The 17,022-nt window shown below is 69.6% G+C and carries 17 protein-coding genes; 12 read left to right on the top strand and 5 right to left on the bottom strand.

The window, feature by feature from the left end; translation table 11 throughout:
* Positions 1-26 precede the first annotated feature (26 nt).
* The 3 genes from ACLII4_RS11835 to ACLII4_RS11825 are packed head-to-tail and all read left to right on the top strand — an operon-like array spanning position 27 to position 2,283.
* Complete coding sequence (locus tag ACLII4_RS11835; RefSeq protein ID WP_412067607.1) at positions 27-605, top strand: CAP domain-containing protein; 579 nt, start codon at positions 27-29, stop codon at positions 603-605.
* Positions 599-1,522 carry a COX15/CtaA family protein gene (locus ACLII4_RS11830; RefSeq protein ID WP_412067606.1) on the top strand — a complete coding sequence of 308 codons (924 nt, stop codon included), beginning with the start codon at positions 599-601 and terminating at the stop codon, positions 1,520-1,522. The genes ACLII4_RS11835 and ACLII4_RS11830 overlap by 7 nt, the downstream gene beginning before the upstream one ends.
* Positions 1,522-2,283, top strand: a complete 762-nt coding sequence (locus ACLII4_RS11825; protein WP_412067605.1) for an NRDE family protein — start codon at positions 1,522-1,524, stop codon at positions 2,281-2,283. Before ACLII4_RS11830 ends, ACLII4_RS11825 begins: the two co-directional genes overlap by 1 nt.
* Positions 2,284-2,302: 19 nt before the next feature.
* Here the strand turns inward: ACLII4_RS11825 and glmM are convergent, their stop codons facing one another.
* Positions 2,303-3,661, bottom strand: coding sequence for a phosphoglucosamine mutase (glmM, locus tag ACLII4_RS11820; protein WP_412067604.1), 1,359 nt, complete (start codon positions 3,659-3,661; stop codon positions 2,303-2,305).
* A 227-nt stretch (positions 3,662-3,888) separates the two neighbouring features.
* Here glmM and cyoE point away from each other — a divergent pair, with 227 nt between their 5' ends.
* The 4 genes from cyoE to ACLII4_RS11800 are packed head-to-tail and all read left to right on the top strand — an operon-like array spanning position 3,889 to position 6,891.
* Positions 3,889-4,797 (top strand): heme o synthase, encoded by a 909-nt coding sequence (gene cyoE, locus ACLII4_RS11815; protein WP_412067603.1) that lies wholly within the window; start codon positions 3,889-3,891, stop codon positions 4,795-4,797.
* Positions 4,794-5,696, top strand: a complete 903-nt coding sequence (locus tag ACLII4_RS11810) for an ABC transporter ATP-binding protein (RefSeq protein ID WP_412067602.1) — start codon at positions 4,794-4,796, stop codon at positions 5,694-5,696. Before cyoE ends, ACLII4_RS11810 begins: the two co-directional genes overlap by 4 nt.
* Entirely contained in the window at positions 5,693-6,454 is a 762-nt protein-coding gene (locus tag ACLII4_RS11805; RefSeq protein ID WP_412067601.1) for an ABC transporter permease, read from the top strand. Before ACLII4_RS11810 ends, ACLII4_RS11805 begins: the two co-directional genes overlap by 4 nt.
* Complete coding sequence (locus ACLII4_RS11800) at positions 6,454-6,891, top strand: YqaA family protein (protein ID WP_412067600.1); 438 nt, start codon at positions 6,454-6,456, stop codon at positions 6,889-6,891. Before ACLII4_RS11805 ends, ACLII4_RS11800 begins: the two co-directional genes overlap by 1 nt.
* A gap of 13 nt (positions 6,892-6,904) precedes the next feature.
* Here ACLII4_RS11800 and ACLII4_RS11795 read toward each other — a convergent pair whose 3' ends face one another.
* Entirely contained in the window at positions 6,905-7,480 is a 576-nt protein-coding gene (locus ACLII4_RS11795) for a hypothetical protein (RefSeq protein ID WP_412067599.1), read from the bottom strand.
* Positions 7,481-7,598: 118 nt separating this feature from the next.
* On the opposite strand from ACLII4_RS11795, the gene rlmN reads away from it, so the two are divergent.
* On the top strand, positions 7,599-8,678 hold the full coding sequence (rlmN, locus tag ACLII4_RS11790; RefSeq protein WP_412067598.1) for a 23S rRNA (adenine(2503)-C(2))-methyltransferase RlmN: 1,080 nt from the start codon (positions 7,599-7,601) through the stop codon (positions 8,676-8,678).
* Positions 8,679-8,779: 101 nt separating this feature from the next.
* A complete protein-coding gene (locus ACLII4_RS11785) occupies positions 8,780-10,174 on the top strand; it encodes a wax ester/triacylglycerol synthase family O-acyltransferase (RefSeq protein WP_412067597.1) in 1,395 nt (464 codons plus the stop codon).
* Here the strand turns inward: ACLII4_RS11785 and ACLII4_RS11780 are convergent.
* Positions 10,159-10,794, bottom strand: coding sequence for a phasin family protein (locus tag ACLII4_RS11780; protein ID WP_412067596.1), 636 nt, complete (start codon positions 10,792-10,794; stop codon positions 10,159-10,161). The genes ACLII4_RS11785 and ACLII4_RS11780 overlap by 16 nt on opposite strands.
* Positions 10,795-10,910: 116 nt before the next feature.
* Here ACLII4_RS11780 and ACLII4_RS11775 point away from each other — a divergent pair, with 116 nt between their 5' ends.
* From ACLII4_RS11775 to ACLII4_RS11765, 3 genes are all read left to right on the top strand, one after another.
* Positions 10,911-11,174, top strand: a complete 264-nt coding sequence (locus tag ACLII4_RS11775) for a hypothetical protein (protein WP_412067595.1) — start codon at positions 10,911-10,913, stop codon at positions 11,172-11,174.
* Positions 11,175-11,240: 66 nt separating this feature from the next.
* The gene (locus ACLII4_RS11770; RefSeq protein WP_412067594.1) at positions 11,241-12,887 is read left to right on the top strand and encodes an ATP-binding protein; all 1,647 of its coding nucleotides are present in this window, start codon (positions 11,241-11,243) and stop codon (positions 12,885-12,887) included.
* Positions 12,888-13,079: 192 nt separating this feature from the next.
* Positions 13,080-14,432 carry a TlpA family protein disulfide reductase gene (locus ACLII4_RS11765; RefSeq protein ID WP_412067593.1) on the top strand — a complete coding sequence of 451 codons (1,353 nt, stop codon included), beginning with the start codon at positions 13,080-13,082 and terminating at the stop codon, positions 14,430-14,432.
* A 678-nt stretch (positions 14,433-15,110) separates the two neighbouring features.
* Here the strand turns inward: ACLII4_RS11765 and ACLII4_RS11760 are convergent.
* Positions 15,111-16,214, bottom strand: coding sequence for a cytochrome-c peroxidase (locus ACLII4_RS11760; RefSeq protein WP_412067592.1), 1,104 nt, complete (start codon positions 16,212-16,214; stop codon positions 15,111-15,113).
* Between the two features lie 338 nt (positions 16,215-16,552).
* Positions 16,553-17,020: a plastocyanin/azurin family copper-binding protein gene (locus ACLII4_RS11755; protein WP_412067591.1), complete on the bottom strand. Its 468-nt coding sequence runs from the start codon at positions 17,018-17,020 to the stop codon at positions 16,553-16,555.
* Positions 17,021-17,022: the final 2 nt, after the last annotated feature.

Here is a 17,022-nt window from a genome sequence, read left to right as displayed (position 1 = left end):
GGCTGCGGAGGCGCCGTTGGGGAGCCATGCGGTGGTTCGTGTTCCTGCTCCTGGCCGGTTGTCTGGCGCCGATCGAGGCCCCGGTTGCTGTGGAGGCGCCTCAGCGGACTGGCAGAGCCCCCGATCTCGACGGCCTCGACCAACGCATCGCCGAGGCGGCCAACGACGCTCGGCGGCGGCAGGGCGTGGACCCACTGGCGTGGCGCGCGGACCTCGCATCGATCGCCCGGAGGCACAGCCGTGACATGGGGCGACGGGGCTATTTCGATCACGTCTCGCCAGACGGACAGACGCCGCAGGACCGGGCGCGAGCGGGCGAAATCGTCTGCGAAATCCCGCTGCCCGGCCGGACGCGCGTCGGGGTTGCCGAAAACCTGTTCCTGACCTCGCGGTACCGCAGGTACTCGGAGCGCACCGCCGGTGGCCGCGTCACCCGGACGTACGATTGGTTCGATCGCGCCGAGTTGGCGGACCGGACCGTCGACGGCTGGCTCGACTCACCATCCCATCGCCGCAACCTGCTCGACCCCGTCGCCCGCGCTCAGGGCATCGGCGTCGCCGTCGGGACCGACGACCGCGTGTACATCACCCAAGTCTTGTGCTGACTGTATCCCGCCAGACCGTTGCCCGCGCCGCCTGGGGCGTGCTTGGCTACACCGTTCTCGTCGTTCTCTGGGGCGCCGTCGTCCGCGCCAGCGGTGCTGGCGCAGGCTGCGGCGACCACTGGCCGTTGTGCAATGGCGAGGTGGTCCCGACGGCGCCCGCGCTCAACACGGTCATCGAGTTCGGCCACCGGATCACGAGTGGGCTGGCGGGGATCGCCGCGATCGGGCTCGCAGTCGTCGTGTTTCGGGGGACCGAGCGCGGCCATCCCGCGCGGCGGGCGTCGCTGCTGGCGCTCTTCTTCATGATCACCGAGGGCGCCATCGGCGCCGGGATCGTGCTGTTCGAGCAGGTCGCCTACAACGTCTCCATCGGCCGGGCGGTCTGGATGGCCGCGCACTTGACGAACACGTTCCTGCTGCTCGGCGCGCTGACGCTCACCGCATGGTACGCCGAGGGCCAGCCGGGCCCCCGATCGCTCGCGACGCGCCCCGCGAGCGCCGTGCTCGTCGCCCTCGGGGCGACGCTGATCCTGGGCGCAGGCGGCGCCGTCACTGCGCTCGGCGACACCCTCGTGCTCGGCGGTGGGCTGGACCCGGAGACCAACCCCGTCGTCGCGACGCTCCTGCTGGCGCGCGTTTTCCATCCCACGATGGCGTTCGTCACGCTGGCGTTTGTGGCGCTGGCGGTATGGATGGCCCGGCCCCTCGGCGAGAGCATCACCTCACACGGATTCGTACTCGTCGGCGCGTTCCTGGCCCAGATGGCGATGGGCGCGCTCAACGTGGCGCTGCAAGCCCCGATCTGGCTCCAGATCCTGCACCTGCTCGGCACCGATCTCATCTGGATCGCGATGGTCGTCTGGGCCGCTCGCATCGTCGCCACGCCCGAACCTTCCGGCCATCCGGTGCTCGCGTAATGTGTCTCATCGCCTTCGCACTCGACGCCCACCCCGCACACCGACTGGTGCTGATGGCCAACCGGGACGAGGCGTATGCGCGCCCGGCGTCCCCGCTCGGGCCGTGGCCCGATGCGCCGGGCGTCCTTGCCGGCCGCGACCTGATGGCGGGCGGAACGTGGCTCGGTGTGTCGGAGACCGGCCGGTGGGCGGCCCTGACGAACGTCCGAGACCCACTCCACCCCCGCATGGCGGTGCAGTCTCGCGGCGCGCTCGTCTCCGACTACCTCCGGAGTGACGACTCTGCCGCCGGCTACGCCGACGCCGTCCGCGGGCAGCGCGATGCGTTCGACGGGTTCAACGTCGTGGTTGGAGATCGAGAAGGGGTGTTCGTGGTCTCGACGCGACACGACGACGTGCTGGAGCTTGGGCCCGGCGTCTACGGGCTCTCCAACGACCGTCTCGACACGCCCTGGCCGAAAGTGGTCCGCTCCCGCCGACGCCTGCGCGACGCCATTCGGGCGGGCACCCTCGCCCCCGACGACCTGCTGGCGTGGCTCGACGACCGCGAGGGCGCGCCCGACGCAGACCTCCCCGACACCGGCGTCGGGCTGGACCTGGAGCGCGTGCTCGCGCCGGTCCGCATCGTCACGGATGGCTACGGCACGCGCGTCTCCACGGCGCTGATTTTGAACCATGACCAGACGGGTACCATCACCGAACGGACCTGGCATCCCGACGGGACGGCCGGGGCGACGGAGACGGAGCGCATCGGGGGCTGATCGCCGGCGGGGGTCGTCTCTAGCCCGCCAGTAACTCCTCCTTGAACCGCTGAGCCAGCGCGTCGGCCGCTTCGGGCGACCCCGCCTCGGTGTACACGCGCAGGATCGGCTCGGTGTTGGACTTCCGTACGTGCGCCCAGCCCTCGTCGAGATCCACCTTTACGCCGTCGGCCGTCGAGACCTTGGCGCTGGCGTAGCGCTCGGCGAGTGACGCCAGCAAGGCGTCGGCGTCGAGGTCGCCGAGGGGCACCTTATGCTTGGCGATGTGGTAGGCCGGGTAGCTGGCGCGGATCTGGCTCAGCGACAAGCCGGTTTCGGCGAGGTGCTGGAGCACGATGGCCACGCCCACGAGCGCGTCCCGGCCGTAGTGGAGGTCGGGCAGGATCACCCCCCCGTTGCCCTCGCCGCCGATCACGGCCCCGGCTTGTTGCATCGCGCGGACGACATGGATCTCGCCGACAGGCGACCGCGCGACGGTCTGGCCATGCTTCGCGGCGATGTCGTCGATGGCGCGGCTGGACGACAGGTTGGTGCCGACGGGGCCGGCCTTCTTGCCGAGCAAAAAGTCGGCGGCGACGACCTGGGTCAGCTCCTCCCCGAAAAACCGTCCGCCATCCTCGACAAACGCCAGCCGGTCGGCGTCGGGGTCGACAACGACGCCGAGGTCGGCGTCGATCTCGGCGACGCGCGCCGTGATCTCACCCAAGTGGTCCGGGCGCGGCTCGGGGTCGTGCGCGAAGAGGCCGGTGACCTCCGCGTTCAGCACCTCGACATCGGTGACCCCGAGCGCCTCCAACATCGCCGGGATGGCGAAGGCCCCCACGGAGTTGATGCCGTCGACGACGACCGAAAAGCCCTGCTCCGCAATCGTGACGGCGTCGATGTACGGAAGCGCCAGGATCTTCTCGATGTGGTACGGCAGCAGATCGTCCGTGCGGTAGCTCCCGAGGGCTTCGTAGCCCACCGTCTGCGGCTCGCCGTCGGCCAGGGCCAGCACCTCGGCGCCCTCCTCGGGGCCCAAGAACTCGCCGTTGCCGTCGAGCAGCTTGAGCGCGTTCCACTCGGCCGGGTTGTGGCTGGCCGACAGGATGACCGCGCCGTCGGCGTCGTGCTTGAGCACGCCCATCGCCACGCTCGGCGTCGTCGCCAGCCCGCCGTCGATCACGTCGCAGCCCGCCGACTGCAACGTCGCCGTGACGATCCGCGCGCACACGTCGCCGGTGACGCGACCGTCACGGCCGACGACGACGAGCGGCGCGCCATCGGCACGCGAGCGGAGCCAGGCGCCGTAGGCGGAGGCGTAGCGAACAAGCGCGGCGGGGTCGAGGCCGTCGCCGAAGACACCACGGATGCCGGAGACAGAAGCGATGAGGGGCATAGAGTCGGCGGGCGGTGGGTCAGTGGGGCGGTTCGAACGTCGCCAACGTGCGACGGGCGTGCTCGGGTCGTGGCCGCGGGCATGCGAAGACTCGCCCGGAGGCCACGCGTTCCGAGGGCCCGACTCGCTGACGCACCGACGCACCGACCCGGCGACCGTCCTTCCCGTTAATTGACGAAACCCGACGCCGCGCACGCGTTGATTGACTCCCCCCGCCCCCGGCCCTCATGAGGACCGCCCAGGCGCACGTGGCGGCCGTCGCGCCGTCCGTCGCCTTCCCCCTGATCGCAGACTTCAAGGAGCTCACGAAGCCCGGCATCACGGCCTTCGTGGTGGTGATGGCGGCGGCAGGCTACCTGCTGGCGGTGCAGGGGCCCATCGAGTGGCTCGCGCTCGTCGGGCTGATGATCGGGACTGGGCTTACGGGTGGCGGCGCGGCCGCCCTGAACCACGTCGTCGAGCGTCGCCACGACGCGCTGATGGCGCGGACCGCCAACCGGCCGCTCCCCTCGGGCCGGATGCCGCTCTGGGGCGCGATCACCTTCGCCCTCCTCAGCGTGGCCGTCGGCGCCGCCGTGCTGGCACTCACGACGAACCTGCTGACGACAGGGCTAGCGCTGTCGACCGTCGTCCTCTACGTCGCCGTGTACACGCCGCTCAAGCGCGTCACGGTGCACAACACCTTGATTGGGGCCGTGCCGGGCGCGCTGCCCGCCCTCGGCGGCGCGGCCGCCGCCTCCGGCGTGCTCGACGCGACCGGGTGGTCGCTGTTCGCCATCTTGTACCTCTGGCAGCTGCCTCATTTCTACGCGCTCGCCTGGATGTTCCGCGCCGACTACAGACGCGGCGGTTTCCGGATGCTGCCTGGCGAGGGCGGCGAGCGGACGCTCGCGACGATCGTTTTGGTGGCGACGCTCGCGCTCTTGGTGGCCGGCGTGCTCCCGGCGGCCGTGGGACAGGCCGGGTTGCTCTTTATGGTCGGGATGGCCGCTGTCGGGACCGCGTTCACGATCCCCGCCTTCTCGTTTTTCTCGGAGCCCACCGACGCCCGCGCGAGGCGCCTGCTGCTGGCGTCGATCGCCTACGTACCGGCGTTTTTCGTGCTGGTCGTCCTCGACTTCCTGTTGCGGTCGTGACCGCCCTCGAGGCCCGCGAGGTCCGCCACGCTTTTGGCGATGTGCTGGCGCTCGACAGGCTCACGCTGACGGTCGCCAAGGGCGAGCGGGTGGCCTTGCTCGGGCGCAACGGGAGCGGGAAGACGACGCTCCTCCGGATCGCCGCGACCCGACTGGTCCCGGACAGCGGCGCCGTCTCCGTTGGAGGGCACGACGTGGCGACCGAGTCCCACGCCGTCCGCGAGCAGGTCGGGGTCGTCTTTCAGTCGCCAGCGCTCGACGCGAACCTGACGGCTCGCGAGGCGCTCGCGCTCCAGGCCGCGCTGTCGCGGATTCCGCGAGCGGAGACCCCTGCTCGGATCACCGACGCGCTCGCAGAGGCCGGGCTGGCGGACCGTGCGGGCGACCGCATCGGTACGTTGTCCGGCGGGCTGACGCGGCGGCTCGACCTGGCCCGGGGCCTGCTGGCGCGCCCCGCCCTCGCCCTGCTCGACGAGCCGACGACGGGCCTCGACCCCATCGCTCGCGAAGCGTTCTGGACCGCCCTCGACCGCCGACGCAAGGACGGTGCGCAACTGATCGCGACGCACACGATGGATGAGGCCGAGCGCTGTGACCGCGTCGTGATCGTGGATGCAGGGCAAGTCGCGACCGAGGGGTCACCCGCCGCGTTGACCGCCTCGCTGGGCGCCGACACCTTGTGGCTCGAGTCGGACGACGCGGCGAGGCTGGCGCACGACCTATGCAATAACGGCACATTCGCCCGAGTCGTCGGCGACCGCGTCCTCGTCCCCGACGCCCGGCGCGAGAAGGCCGCGGCGCTCTATGAGCGCCCCGACGTGACGAGCGTCGCCCTCCGCGCGCCCACGCTCGCGGACGTCTTCGCCGACGCCGTCGGCACGGCCCCCGAGGACCGATGATGGCCGCCGTCCTCGCCCTGTGGCGTCGCGAGATCCGCGTCTTCGCCCGCGACCGCGCCCGCGTCGTCGGCGTCCTCCTGCAGCCCATCCTGTTCTGGGTCGTCTTCGGCTTCGGGTTCGCCGACTCCGTCACCATCCCCGGGTCGGACGCCGACTACCTGAGCTACCTGCTCCCCGGGATGGTGGCGTTGACCGTCTTGTTCACCGCGATCTACTCGACGCTGTCGGTCGTCGAGGACCGTCAGTCTGGCGTGCTGCAGGCCGTGCTCGTGGCCCCACAGCCGCGCGCCTCGCTCGTACTCGGGGTCGTCCTTGGCGGGACGACGCTCGCGGTTGGGCAGGCCGCGCTCGTCGCCGCGCTCGCGCCGGTCGTGGGGCTTGTGCCGGGGCTCGTGGGCGCGCTCGTCGCGTTGGGGGCGGGCGTCCTGCTGGCGCTCACGTTCTGCGCGTTCGGGTTCGTGATGGCCTGGAAGCTGTCGTCGACGCGGGCGTACCACGCGCTGATGAACGTCGTCCTGATCCCGGTGTGGCTGCTGTCGGGCGCCTTTTTCCCCGAGGCCGGGGCAAGCGGGGCCGTTGCGCTCGCGATGCGGCTGAACCCGGCGACGTACGGCGTGGGCCTGCTGCGCTACGGGCTCGAAGGCCTCCCCCCGACCATCTCGGGCACGTCCCTCGGGCTCGGCACATCCGCCGTCGTGACTGGGCTGGTGGCTGTGCTCGCGCTCGTCTCGGCCGTGGCCGTGACGAGGTGCGGGTAATGGGGCCCGAACTCGCTGAGTGGGTTCAGGCGTGGGGGCCCGTAGGTCTGTGCGCCGCCGCGTTCGTCGGGGCCACGCTCGTGCCCGTGTCGTCCGAAGCGGCGTTTGTGGCCGCGGTCGCCGCCGGGCTGGCAGGGCCCGTCGCCCTGCTGTGGGCGAGCGTCGGCAACACGGCCGGCTGTCTGCTGAACTATGCTGTCGGTCGTCTAGCGCGCGACCGCGTCGAGCCACGGCTGGGGGCGTCGCGAGCCGGCCGGGCAGCCGTTCGGTGGACCGAGCGGTACGGGACGCCCGCCCTCTTGCTCTCGTGGCTCCCCATCATCGGCGACCCGCTGACGCTGGCGGCCGGGGTCGGGCGCGTCAGGCTGGCCGTCTTCGTGCCCCTGGTGGCCGGGCTCCGCGTGGCCCGCTACGCCGCGCTCCTCTGGGTTCTCTGATGAGACGCCAGAGCTACTCGCAGAACGCCTCCCGGGCCGCCATCCCCGCCTGCGCGGTGTTGACCCACGACGCCGGACGGCCCTCCCCGTAGTCGACCAGCCGCACCCACAACTCAGTGACCGGGCGACGAATGACCTCGTAGCGGTTGCCCCCGTAGAAGCCCGGGACGGAGCCCGCGTAGGCCACGCCCTCCCAGAGGAAGTACACCGACTCCTCCGGGCCCTCCGCCAGAATCTCGATGGAGTCGCCAGCGCCCAGCCTCAACTCTCGGTAGTCCTCCGACCCGTTGAGCGGGGTCCCCTCGGCTTCGGTGATCCGCAGGGCTCGGAGCAGGCCCGTTTGAAGCACGGCGGTGAGCGACTCCGAGTAGTCATTCGCGTCAATCCGCCGTTGCCCATCGACCGTGCGCAGCACCTCGCTGGCGCGCGTCGGGGCGCTGTAGGCGCGGACGGCAGAGCGCGTCGACCATTGGGAGTAGCAGCCCTCGGCCCCGGCGCCGCCGGGGATGAACATCACCGGAACCGTGTCCACGGTCTGGGCGCCGACAGCGAGCGGGAGCAGGGCGAGAACGGCGAGGAGCGAGCGCATGCAGGCGGCGGAGATCACGCCGCAAGCCTACCACGCTTCACGTGCGCCGCGCCGCCGCTTCGCGGCCGTTTCCCCAGGCGACGACGCGCAGCCCCCTGCTTGCGCCGTTTCTTTCCCTATGGACGCCACCCGCCCCGATCTCCGCTCCCTCGACGTCGCCGCACTGGAGGCGCTGGCGGTCGAGATGGGCGAGCCACGCTTCCGGGGCCGCCAGCTGTTTAAGTGGATCCACACCAAGGGCGCCGACTCCTTCGCGGCGATGACGGATCTTCCCGTGGCGTTCCGAGACAGACTGGAAGCGGGGGCAACGCTCGGGACGCTCGTCGAAGTCAAGCGCCAGCAGGCGACCGACGAGACCATCAAGTGCCTCTTCCGGCTCCCCTCCGGACGCTTGGTGGAGTCCGTGCTGATCCCCGACTTCAAGGACGACGGCTCTGCCAAGCGGCTGACAGTCTGTGTGTCGTCGCAGGTCGGCTGCGCGATGGCCTGCTCCTTCTGCGCGACCGGCCTGATGGGCTTCCAGGAGAACCTCACGCCGGGCCAGATCGCAGAGCAGGTCTACGCGCTCGACCGGATCGCCCACGAGCGCTGGGGCCGGGGCGTGACGAACGTCGTGTTCATGGGCATGGGCGAGCCGTTCCAGAACTACGCCGCCGTCACCGACTCGCTCTCGCTCTTGACGTCTGGGCTGGGCCTGTCGCCCAAGCGCATCACCGTGTCGACGGTCGGGCTCGCCCGCCGCATTCGGCAGTTCGCCGACGACGTGGCGGAGGGCCGCGTCCCCGGCGCCGGGCTCGCGATCAGCCTCCACGCGCCGACGGACGGCCAGCGGAGCGCCATCATGCCGGTCAACCGCAGTGAGAAAACGGACCTCAAGGCCCTCGGCCAGGCCGTCCGCCACTACTACGCGGCGACCGGCAAGCCGGTGACCTACGAGTACTGCCTGTTCTCGGGCGTCAACGACTCGGTCGACGACGCGCGCAACCTCGCCCGGATCGCCAGCTGGGCGCCGTGCAAGGTCAACCTGATCATGTACAACCCCGTTGAGGGCACGGACTTCTCGTCGTCGAGCGAGCCGGCACTCGATGCCTTTATCGGCGAGTTGGTCCGCCGGCGCGTCCGCGTCACGGTCCGCCGGAGCCGGGGGCAGGACATTGACGCGGCCTGTGGGCAGCTGGCGGTGGCGGAGGGGGCCTAGCCCCGGAGCGCAGGCGGACGTCACCCGAAGGGCGCACGTCCAGGCCGAGGACTTCGCTTGGCTCGATCGACGCTAGGTTGCCCACCCCTCTCTCCGCTCGCATGGACACGCCCCGCCCGTTCGTCGTCACTCCGCCCGATTCGGCCTGGCTCCGGATGGAGAGCCCAACGAACCCGATGACCATCACGGGCATCTTCGGGGTCGAGGGGCGCCTGTCGCTGGCCGACCTCCGCGCGTTCGTCGGCGACCGGCTCGTCCGGTTCGACCGGTTCCGGATGCGGGTCGACGGGGCGGGCTCCTCGCGGCCGCGCTGGGTGCCCGACGACTTCGACCTCGACCGCCACGTGTTCGAGGCCGACCTCCCCGCGCCGGGCGGCAAGGCGGGGCTGGCGACGCTGGTGAGCGAGCTGATGAGCGAGCCGCTCTCGTTCGCCCACTCCCCGTGGACGTTCCACCTGGTCCACGACGTCGACCACGGCGACGGCACGGTCGGGAGCGCCGTGGTGGTGCGCGTCCACCACGTCATCGGCGACGGGATCGCGCTGATGCATGTGATGATCCATGCCGTCGACGAGTACTTCGCAGATGACGCGCCGTCGGTGCGGCCTCCCCGTGGGCCCAAGCCGCCCGTCGGCACGCGGGTGGCCCGGACACTCAAGGGCGCGGGCGCCGAGACGGCCGACCTGCTCCTCCACCCCTCCCACCTCGGGAGCCGTCTCAAGGGGGTCGGCGGGGTGACCGCCAGCTTAGGCCACCTGCTGGCGATGCGGCCGGACTCGGACACCGTCTTTAAGGGCGCCGCCTCCATCGTCAAGCGGGCCGCGTGGACAGACCCGATCTCGCTCGACGTGGTCAAGGGGATCGGTGAGGCGATGGACGCCAAGATCAATGACGTCGTGATGTCGTCGGCCGCCGGGGCGCTGCGCCGTTACCTCTCCGGGGCCGGACAGCCCGTCGACAACGTGACGATCCGCATGGCGGCGCCGTTCAACGTCCGCCCGCTGGAGCGCGCCCACGAGCTGGGCAACTCGTTCGGGCTTGTGTTCGTCGCCCTGCCCGTCGGGGAGCCGACGGCCGCAGGCCGCCTGCGCATCACTAAAGAGCGGATGGACGCCGTCAAGCGTTCGAAGGAGCCGGCGGTCGTGTTCGGGATCCTCCAGTCGATCGGCCGGGCCCCGATGTGGGTCCACCGCCAGGTCGTCGACATGTTTGCGCAGAAGGCGACGGGTGTGCTGACGAACGTCCCCGGGCCCCAAGAGACGCTCCACATCATGGGCGCCCCGATCCGGACCATCATGTTCTGGGTCCCGCAAGCCGGCGACATCGGCCTGGGCATCAGCGTCATCAGCATGGACGGATCGCTGCGCGTGGGCGTGACGACCGACGCCGCCTACGTGGCCGACCCGGGCCTGCTGGCGCAGGCATTTGCCGACGAGATCGCCGCGCTGGCCACCGAGTTCGGCGTCAGCGCACCGCCGGGTCAGTCGGCGTCGTAGTCGACGGACTCCGACACCTCGCCGTCTGTCTTGAAGACCCGGAGCGTGCTCGGGGCGTGCGCCTTGGCGGTTTGGCGCGCGTCGCGGACGGCCTCTTTCTTGGTCCCATGGACGGCGCTCGCGCGCCCCGCCCCCACGCGGGTCACCGACCACCCCTGCTCATGAGGGCTCACCTCATAGACGGAGCGTTCGGAGGCGGCCGAGGATCCCGTCGCTGCCAGCGAGGCGATCCGAGCCTCGAGCGCTTCGACCTGCGCCTGGAGCGCCAAGACCTCGTCGCGGCCAGGCACCCCGAGTTTGCCGAGCGCCGTCTCTACGACGGCTTCGATGCTGCCGGTGACCGTCTGAGCGGCCCCGCCAGCGACCCCCTTCGCCGTGTGCGTCACCGCCGACGCCGCCTTCTCGACCTGGCTCGACGCGCCGCGCGCGGCATCGCTGCCTTTCTCGACCACCTTCGTCCCCATCGAAACGAGGGCGTCGAACGACTCGCTGCCGGTCTGCTGCGCCTTTTCGAGCGCGCCCAACCCTGCCGCCAGCACATCCGCGACGGAGCTAGGCAGGCTTCCCTTTCGGAGCGACTTCGGAAGCTTCTTCGATTTGTTCGGCTTGGACGTGGCCATGGTCGGGTCGGGACGTGAGCCCTCATACCCCTCAATCCCTGCAATGCGTTCCTCCGCCGTCGGAAACGCCGAGAGGCGATGCGGGTAGCACTCCTCCCTTCCGCTCCCGCTCCCCGATGGCCAACTCTTCCCCCACCACCCGTTCCCTGCTCGAAGTAACGCTCGGGTTTTTGGGCGCCTTGCTGATCGTCCCCCTCCTCTTCAAGACGGTCTCGGGTGTGCTACGAACCCTGTTCCGGATGGGGACGACCAAGCGGTTGATGGGCGATCTCGTGATCACGGGCTTGACGGCCCTGCTGACCCGCCAGGACGTGCTGGACTCGTTGTTCGGCAAGAAGGGGACGCAGGGCGATGGCCTGCTGAAGCCCCCGGTCGACTAGACGGGACCTCCTGTGACACGGGGCGAGTGACGTCCGCGGCTAGCTTGCGCGAAAGCCCCCCCGGTCATGCAGCGAACTCGCGTCGGCGTCCTCACCCACGGCTCCCTTGGCAAAGGTGTCGAGATGAAGCTGGACCCGGTGCGGTCCGTCGAGTCCGTCAAGGCCGGGACCTTCGTCGTCGTCGAGGGCGAGCGGTACGACTTTTTCTCGCTCATCACCGACCTGAGGATCGACGCGGCGAACGAGGGCATTCTGCTGCGTCCCCCGGGGGCGGATGAGGACCTGCTCCGCCGCGTGCTCCAGGGCTCCAGCACGTACGCGACGGTCTCGCTCCGGCCGCAGCTCATGGTCGAGCAGGGCGTCGGCGGTGGCGACACAATGCCCGTCAAGACGATCCCCGCCCACTTTTCCGGGGTCGGCGAGGCGACCGACGACGACGTCGCCAGCGTGTTCGGCAGCGAGGCGGCGGACGGCGGCGACCGCTTTTTCTGGGTCGGCACGCCGCTCGGCATGGACTCCCCGGTGTGCATCGATCTCGCGCGCTTCGTGGAGCGCTCGAACGCCGTTTTCGGCAAGACGGGCACCGGCAAGAGCTTTCTGACGCGGCTCATCTTGGCGGGCGCCATCGCGACGAACCGCGCCGCCTCGCTCGTCTTCGACATGCACGGCGAGTACGGGTACGCCGTCCGGCAAGAGTCCGGCACCGGCGAGGGCGCCTTCGTCAAAGGGCTCAAAGACCTGTTCCCTACGCGCGTCCAGCTGTTCACGCTCGACCCCCAAGCCCTGCGCAATCGGAACCAGTCGGCGGACGTGGAGATGCACCTCTACGCCGACCAGGTCGAGCCGGCCGATGTGCTCCCGTTGCGGGAGACGCTCAACCTAAACGCGACGGCGACCGAGAGCACGTATGGCCTGAAAAAGGCCTACGGCAAGCGCTGGCTGGCGACGCTGCTCGAGGCCGAGCCCGCTGCGATCGAGGAGATGGCCGAGACGGTCGGCGCCCACCCCGGCGCGCTCGCGGCCCTCAAGCGCAAACTCGACCGGCTCGACGGCCTGCCGTTTTTCCACACCGAGCCGTCGCACGGGAAGCTCGACGCGGTCGAGGAGCTGTTCGAGTCGCTCGACCGAGGCAAGTCCGTCGTGCTCCAGTTTGGCCGCTACAAGTCGCTGCTCGTCTACCTGCTGGTGGCCAACGTGATCACGCGTCGCTTGCGCGAGCGGTATGAGCGAAAGATGGAGGCTTACGAGGCGTCGCAGAGCGAGGCTGACAAGCCACAGCAGTTGCTCATCACGATAGAGGAGGCGCACAACTTTCTGGGGCCCGAGACCGCCAAGGAGACGCCGTTCGGCAAGATCGCTCGCGAGATGCGGAAGTTCTTCGTGTCCCTTCTCATCGTCGACCAGCGGCCGAGCGGGATCGACGAGGAGGTGCTGAGCCAGATCGGGACGAAGCTGGTCGCCCAGCTCAACGACGAAAAAGACATCGCGGCGGCGCTCGTCGGCACGCCCGGCGCGTCCGGCCTGCGCCAGATCCTGGCGTCGCTGGACTCGAAGCAGCAAGCCCTCCTGCTGGGCCACGCCGTCCCGATGCCGATCACGATCCGCACGCGCGACTATGGGCCCGAGCTGTTCGCCGACGTGAAGGCACGGATGGGCGGGCCGCAGGCGGAGACGCCCGCCGCGCTGGCGAAGGAGATGGGCGGGCTGTTCTAGAGCCCAGGTGACCGCTTCGCACGTTATCAGGACGGAGGCGTGATCTCATGCGAGGCGCGGTTGTGGCGCAAGGAGATGCAGGGTAGGTTGGAGTGTTATCCGGATCCGGCCTGCGCGTTATCACGATCTCGATCCTGATAATCCCTGTTGCACGCACCCCCGACCGCAATGCCAGACCATCGCCCACTTACGATGCGCATCGGCCTTGCAGCGGTGCTCGCCACCGGAATTGTCCCGGCCGTCGCGCAGGCACAGGCGGCTGACACGACGTTCCTCAACCGGAACATCCGACAGCAGATGTTCCTCGTCCCGTACATCCAAGATCGTAAGTCGGGGGCTCCGCCAGCGACGGAGGCGGAGGTCGACGCGTACATCTCCGGTGCAGCCGAAGCCTGGGCGGCAGAGGCCGAGGGGGAAGACCCGCACGTCCAGCGCTTGAACCCGTACGTCGCCGTGTGGCTCCTCAATGCGGCATACTCGGCGGGCGACGTGCCCGATGAGCTGGAGTGTCACAACTACACTGAGCACGTCGTGCCCGCGTTCCTCGCCGACTTCGAGCAGTACCGCGAGGTGGACCCGGCACACGCCCCCCTCATTTTCTGGGGTCACGACTGGGCCGGCGGCTCGCTCGCCTTCCGGTGCGACGTCGGAACGGAGCGGTGGGGGGCGTTGCAGGCGGCGTTCGAACGAGCCCCATCGCTCTACCGGGAGTATGCCGACGCCGGTGCCTTCCCGGACGAGGACGTAGCAGACAAAGTCCGGCGGGCGCGTCTGTTTTATGAGGGGCGCGCGCGCCTCTACGGAATCCGCGGGGGCATCTACCGGGGCAACTTAGACACAGCGTTCGCCGGTCTGGCGGCGGCCGCGACGCAGGGCTTCGCCGCTTACGACCTCCGCCCGCTCGGGGAGGCGCTGTGGCGGGCCTACGCGGACAAGGGCCAGATCGACTACGCCCTCGCCACGCTCGACCTCCTCGCTCGCACGCTCACGGCGGCGGACCTTCCCCGCGACACGCTCCGCGCGTGGTACGAGGAAGCGGATCCTGAACGGGGGCCACAACGGTTCGGGCTCATGACGGCCTCGGCCCCCTTAGAACTCGTCGGGTCGGGCGAGCAAGCCGACCTCACAGGCACGTACATCGACCTCCTCACGGGCGAGCCGGTGGAACTAGCGGTCCTCGCCGGACGGCTCGTCCTCTTCGACTTCTGGGCCACGTGGTGCGGCCCCTGCATCGCCGAGATTCCAGAGCTGCAAGCGCTCGTGGCCGAGCACGGCGACCGCGTCACGTTCGTCTCCGTCAACGCCGACGCCGTGACGGAGGCTGAGGGACCGGATGGGGTCCGCGCGTTCATGGGCGAACACGGCGTGGACTACCCCGTCCTTTACGACGACCCGGACCGCTCGCTCGCCGTTCGGTTTGGGGTGGGGGGCTACCCTGCGAAGTTCTTGGTCAGCCCGGAGGGGGACCTACTTGTCCACCCGACGAACGGGCACAGGACTGTGAGCCTAGGCGAGGTAGAGGCATACCTCGAAAGTCTTCGCTAAGTGCCTGCAACCCGCCGCTGCAGGCGGACCGAGGGCGTCAGTGTCCTCGCGCTGTCCGAACGTCGTCACTTCCGGTGCTCCGGCCTACCTTCGTGCCGCCTGCCCTCGGTCGCTGATCGGTCCACTATTAGCACGCTCCCTTGGCCTCATGCTCACTAGACCGTGGCTGGTTATTACGCTCGGACTTGTCCCGGTCGCTGTCTCGATCATTGCCAGTGCGGTCACGGGCGATTGGCGTTGGTTCCGCCGTTCTGGAGCACTGCTCACTCTTGCTGGTGCCATACTCAGTGCGCGCGAGGTTCTACTCCGCGGCCTGACGAGTGACCTGAGTGTTCAGACCGTCATTGACGGTGGGACTATCCCCCCAACGCCAGAGGAGCTAGAGCGGGTTGCGGAGCAACGTCGCAACGAATTTGCCAGGCGGGCAGGATTCGGGATGGTGCTCTGCGGAACGATCATCATCGCATACGGTGATCTTCTGGGTGGTCTGCCCGAATGAGCGTTCTGACCCGCCGCTTTACGCCGACGTAACGCTTGACCGCGTTGCCTCGTCCGGTCGCCGTTGCTGATCTCGCCTCGTTCCAATGCCGCGCCGCGTCTCGCCGGTGAAGTGATTCCGGCAATGGGTCCCTCCACAGCTGGCGGCGGCCCACATCCTCAGCACGGAGCCGACTCGGGTCAGTCCTTGGTGGCCTGGGCCGTGAACGGGTTCGCCCACCTCGGATCGGTCGCGAGCGAGGGGTCGGTGAGCGTGTTGAGGAATGCCACCAACGCGGCCCGCTCGGCGGCGCTGAAGTTTAGACGGACCGGCTGCACGTCGCGGCCGCGCAGGCGGATGTCCAGGCCCGGGCTGGACTGGATGCCGGTGCTGTAGTGCTGGACCACCTCGTCCAGCGTTTCGAACCGGCCGTCGTGCATGTAGGGCGCCGTGAGCGCGACGTTGCGCAGCGACACAATCTTGAAGCGTCCGTTACCAGCGCCGCGGTCGGTGACCGTCGTGTCCAACCCGTTGCTGGTGGGCTGCTTCCCCATGAACAGGTCACCGTCGTGGCACTGCACGCAGCGTCCCGGCCCAAAGAACAACTCGAGCCCCTGGTTCTCCTGGTCCGTCAGCCCCGCCATCGGCTGTCCGTGCGGCCCGCCCTGGCCTTGGCGCGCGACATCGTAGCGGGAGTTGGACGCCACGATGGAGCGGAGGAATTGGGCCAGCGCACGCGCGATCCGGTCGCTCGTGACCTCCGGCGTGCCGAAGGCGTCGGCGAACAGGTCGGGGTAGAAGGCGGTGGCTTCCAGCCGATCCGTGAGTTCGCCCAGCGTCATCCCCATCTCGACGGGGTCCTGGATGGGCTCCAAGGCCAGGTCCTCCAGCGTCTGGGCGCGCTCGTCCCAGAAGAACTGGCGGTTGCGGTCGTAGCGTGGGAAGGCCAGCGCCATCGAGTTGCGTGCCGTCGGCTCGCCCTGGAACCCGGGGCTCAAGCGCTCGGGGGCCGCGAACCCGCGATCCTGGTGGTGGCAGGAAGCGCACGACACCGTCTTGTTCTGGGACAGTCGCACGTCGTAGAACAGCACGCGTCCCAGCGTCGCGCCCGCGTCGCTGATCGGGTTGTCGGCGGGCGTGGTGTCCCACTTCAGGGTCGTGCTGACATTGAGATAGCTCGGCAGCTCAATCCCCTCGTAGTCGTAATGCGTCGCGGGCAAGACCGGGGTCTCGCCCGAACGGGCGGCGAGGGCCCCTCCAATGACGACCAGGGAGAAAACAGCGAGCGACGCGAGCCGAAGCATGTCGAACAGCGGGAGAGCGGGAGGATCAGCCTAAGATGATCATAAACAATACAACCTGGGAGACTTTCCTACCCCCCAGCTTCCACTGGCTCTGTCCACCTCAATTCCCCGCCGTCCGAGCCGGCCCCCACCGGCGGCGGGAGCATGGGCCAAGAAGTGCCCTTCCGGGGAGCGATGAGGGCGCACCTCGGCGACAGGCGGCCGGTGCGGCGAAGGCGGAGATCGCCAGCCCCAGGCCCCGGCCCCACGACGACTGCTGTAGACACGCTGCTCGGCATCGCGCTGGGGGAGCAGGAATGGCAACGCTCGGTGGACTGCGCTCGGTAAAACGTCCAGCCCTATGTCGACACCAGCGAGCCGCGCATGAATGCGAAGTGGCCTGGGTAGGTGCAGAAGAACGGGTACGTCCCGGCCGGGGGCATCGTGAACACGACGGCCGTCCGCTCGCCGGGCCCCGCCAGCGGCGTGTACGTCAGGATCGACGGGTCGTCCGGGATGTTGTCGCGCTCGCTGGCGGCGGCGCGGCCGACCCGCTCGACGTCGCGCTCGCTGGCGACGACGACAACGTTGTGGATCATCGCCGGGCTCGTGGTGGCCGCGTTGTCCATCACCAGCCGGACCGTCGCCCCGGCGGGCGCGGTGATGGTGCCGACCTCGTAGCGCATCGCGTTCCGCGCGGCTGGCACCACCAACTCCACGTCGACCGGCTGGGCGAAAACGGCCTCCTGCTCGGGCGACGGCTGGGGCGCCTCTGCGCACGCCCCAACCGTCAGCGCGGCGGCCAGCGCAAGCAGGGCCGCACGCAAGC

It is taken from the genome of Rubrivirga aquatilis (assembly GCF_046845665.1).
Classification (GTDB): Bacteria; Bacteroidota; Rhodothermia; order Rhodothermales; family Rubricoccaceae; genus Rubrivirga.
This window is presented reverse-complemented; position numbering and strand designations above follow the sequence as displayed.

Coding starts and splice junctions, on each gene's coding strand:
- ACLII4_RS11835 (WP_412067607.1), top strand. CDS start 27: ATGCGGTGGTTCGTGTTCCTGCTCCTGGCCGGTTGTCTGGCGCCGATC.
- ACLII4_RS11825 (WP_412067605.1), top strand. CDS start 1,522: ATGTGTCTCATCGCCTTCGCACTCGACGCCCACCCCGCACACCGACTG.
- glmM (WP_412067604.1), bottom strand. CDS start 3,661: ATGCCCCTCATCGCTTCTGTCTCCGGCATCCGTGGTGTCTTCGGCGAC.
- cyoE (WP_412067603.1), top strand. CDS start 3,889: ATGAGGACCGCCCAGGCGCACGTGGCGGCCGTCGCGCCGTCCGTCGCC.
- ACLII4_RS11805 (WP_412067601.1), top strand. CDS start 5,693: ATGATGGCCGCCGTCCTCGCCCTGTGGCGTCGCGAGATCCGCGTCTTC.
- ACLII4_RS11800 (WP_412067600.1), top strand. CDS start 6,454: ATGGGGCCCGAACTCGCTGAGTGGGTTCAGGCGTGGGGGCCCGTAGGT.
- ACLII4_RS11795 (WP_412067599.1), bottom strand. CDS start 7,480: ATGCGCTCGCTCCTCGCCGTTCTCGCCCTGCTCCCGCTCGCTGTCGGC.
- rlmN (WP_412067598.1), top strand. CDS start 7,599: ATGGACGCCACCCGCCCCGATCTCCGCTCCCTCGACGTCGCCGCACTG.
- ACLII4_RS11785 (WP_412067597.1), top strand. CDS start 8,780: ATGGACACGCCCCGCCCGTTCGTCGTCACTCCGCCCGATTCGGCCTGG.
- ACLII4_RS11780 (WP_412067596.1), bottom strand. CDS start 10,794: ATGGCCACGTCCAAGCCGAACAAATCGAAGAAGCTTCCGAAGTCGCTC.
- ACLII4_RS11775 (WP_412067595.1), top strand. CDS start 10,911: ATGGCCAACTCTTCCCCCACCACCCGTTCCCTGCTCGAAGTAACGCTC.
- ACLII4_RS11770 (WP_412067594.1), top strand. CDS start 11,241: ATGCAGCGAACTCGCGTCGGCGTCCTCACCCACGGCTCCCTTGGCAAA.
- ACLII4_RS11765 (WP_412067593.1), top strand. CDS start 13,080: ATGCGCATCGGCCTTGCAGCGGTGCTCGCCACCGGAATTGTCCCGGCC.
- ACLII4_RS11760 (WP_412067592.1), bottom strand. CDS start 16,214: ATGCTTCGGCTCGCGTCGCTCGCTGTTTTCTCCCTGGTCGTCATTGGA.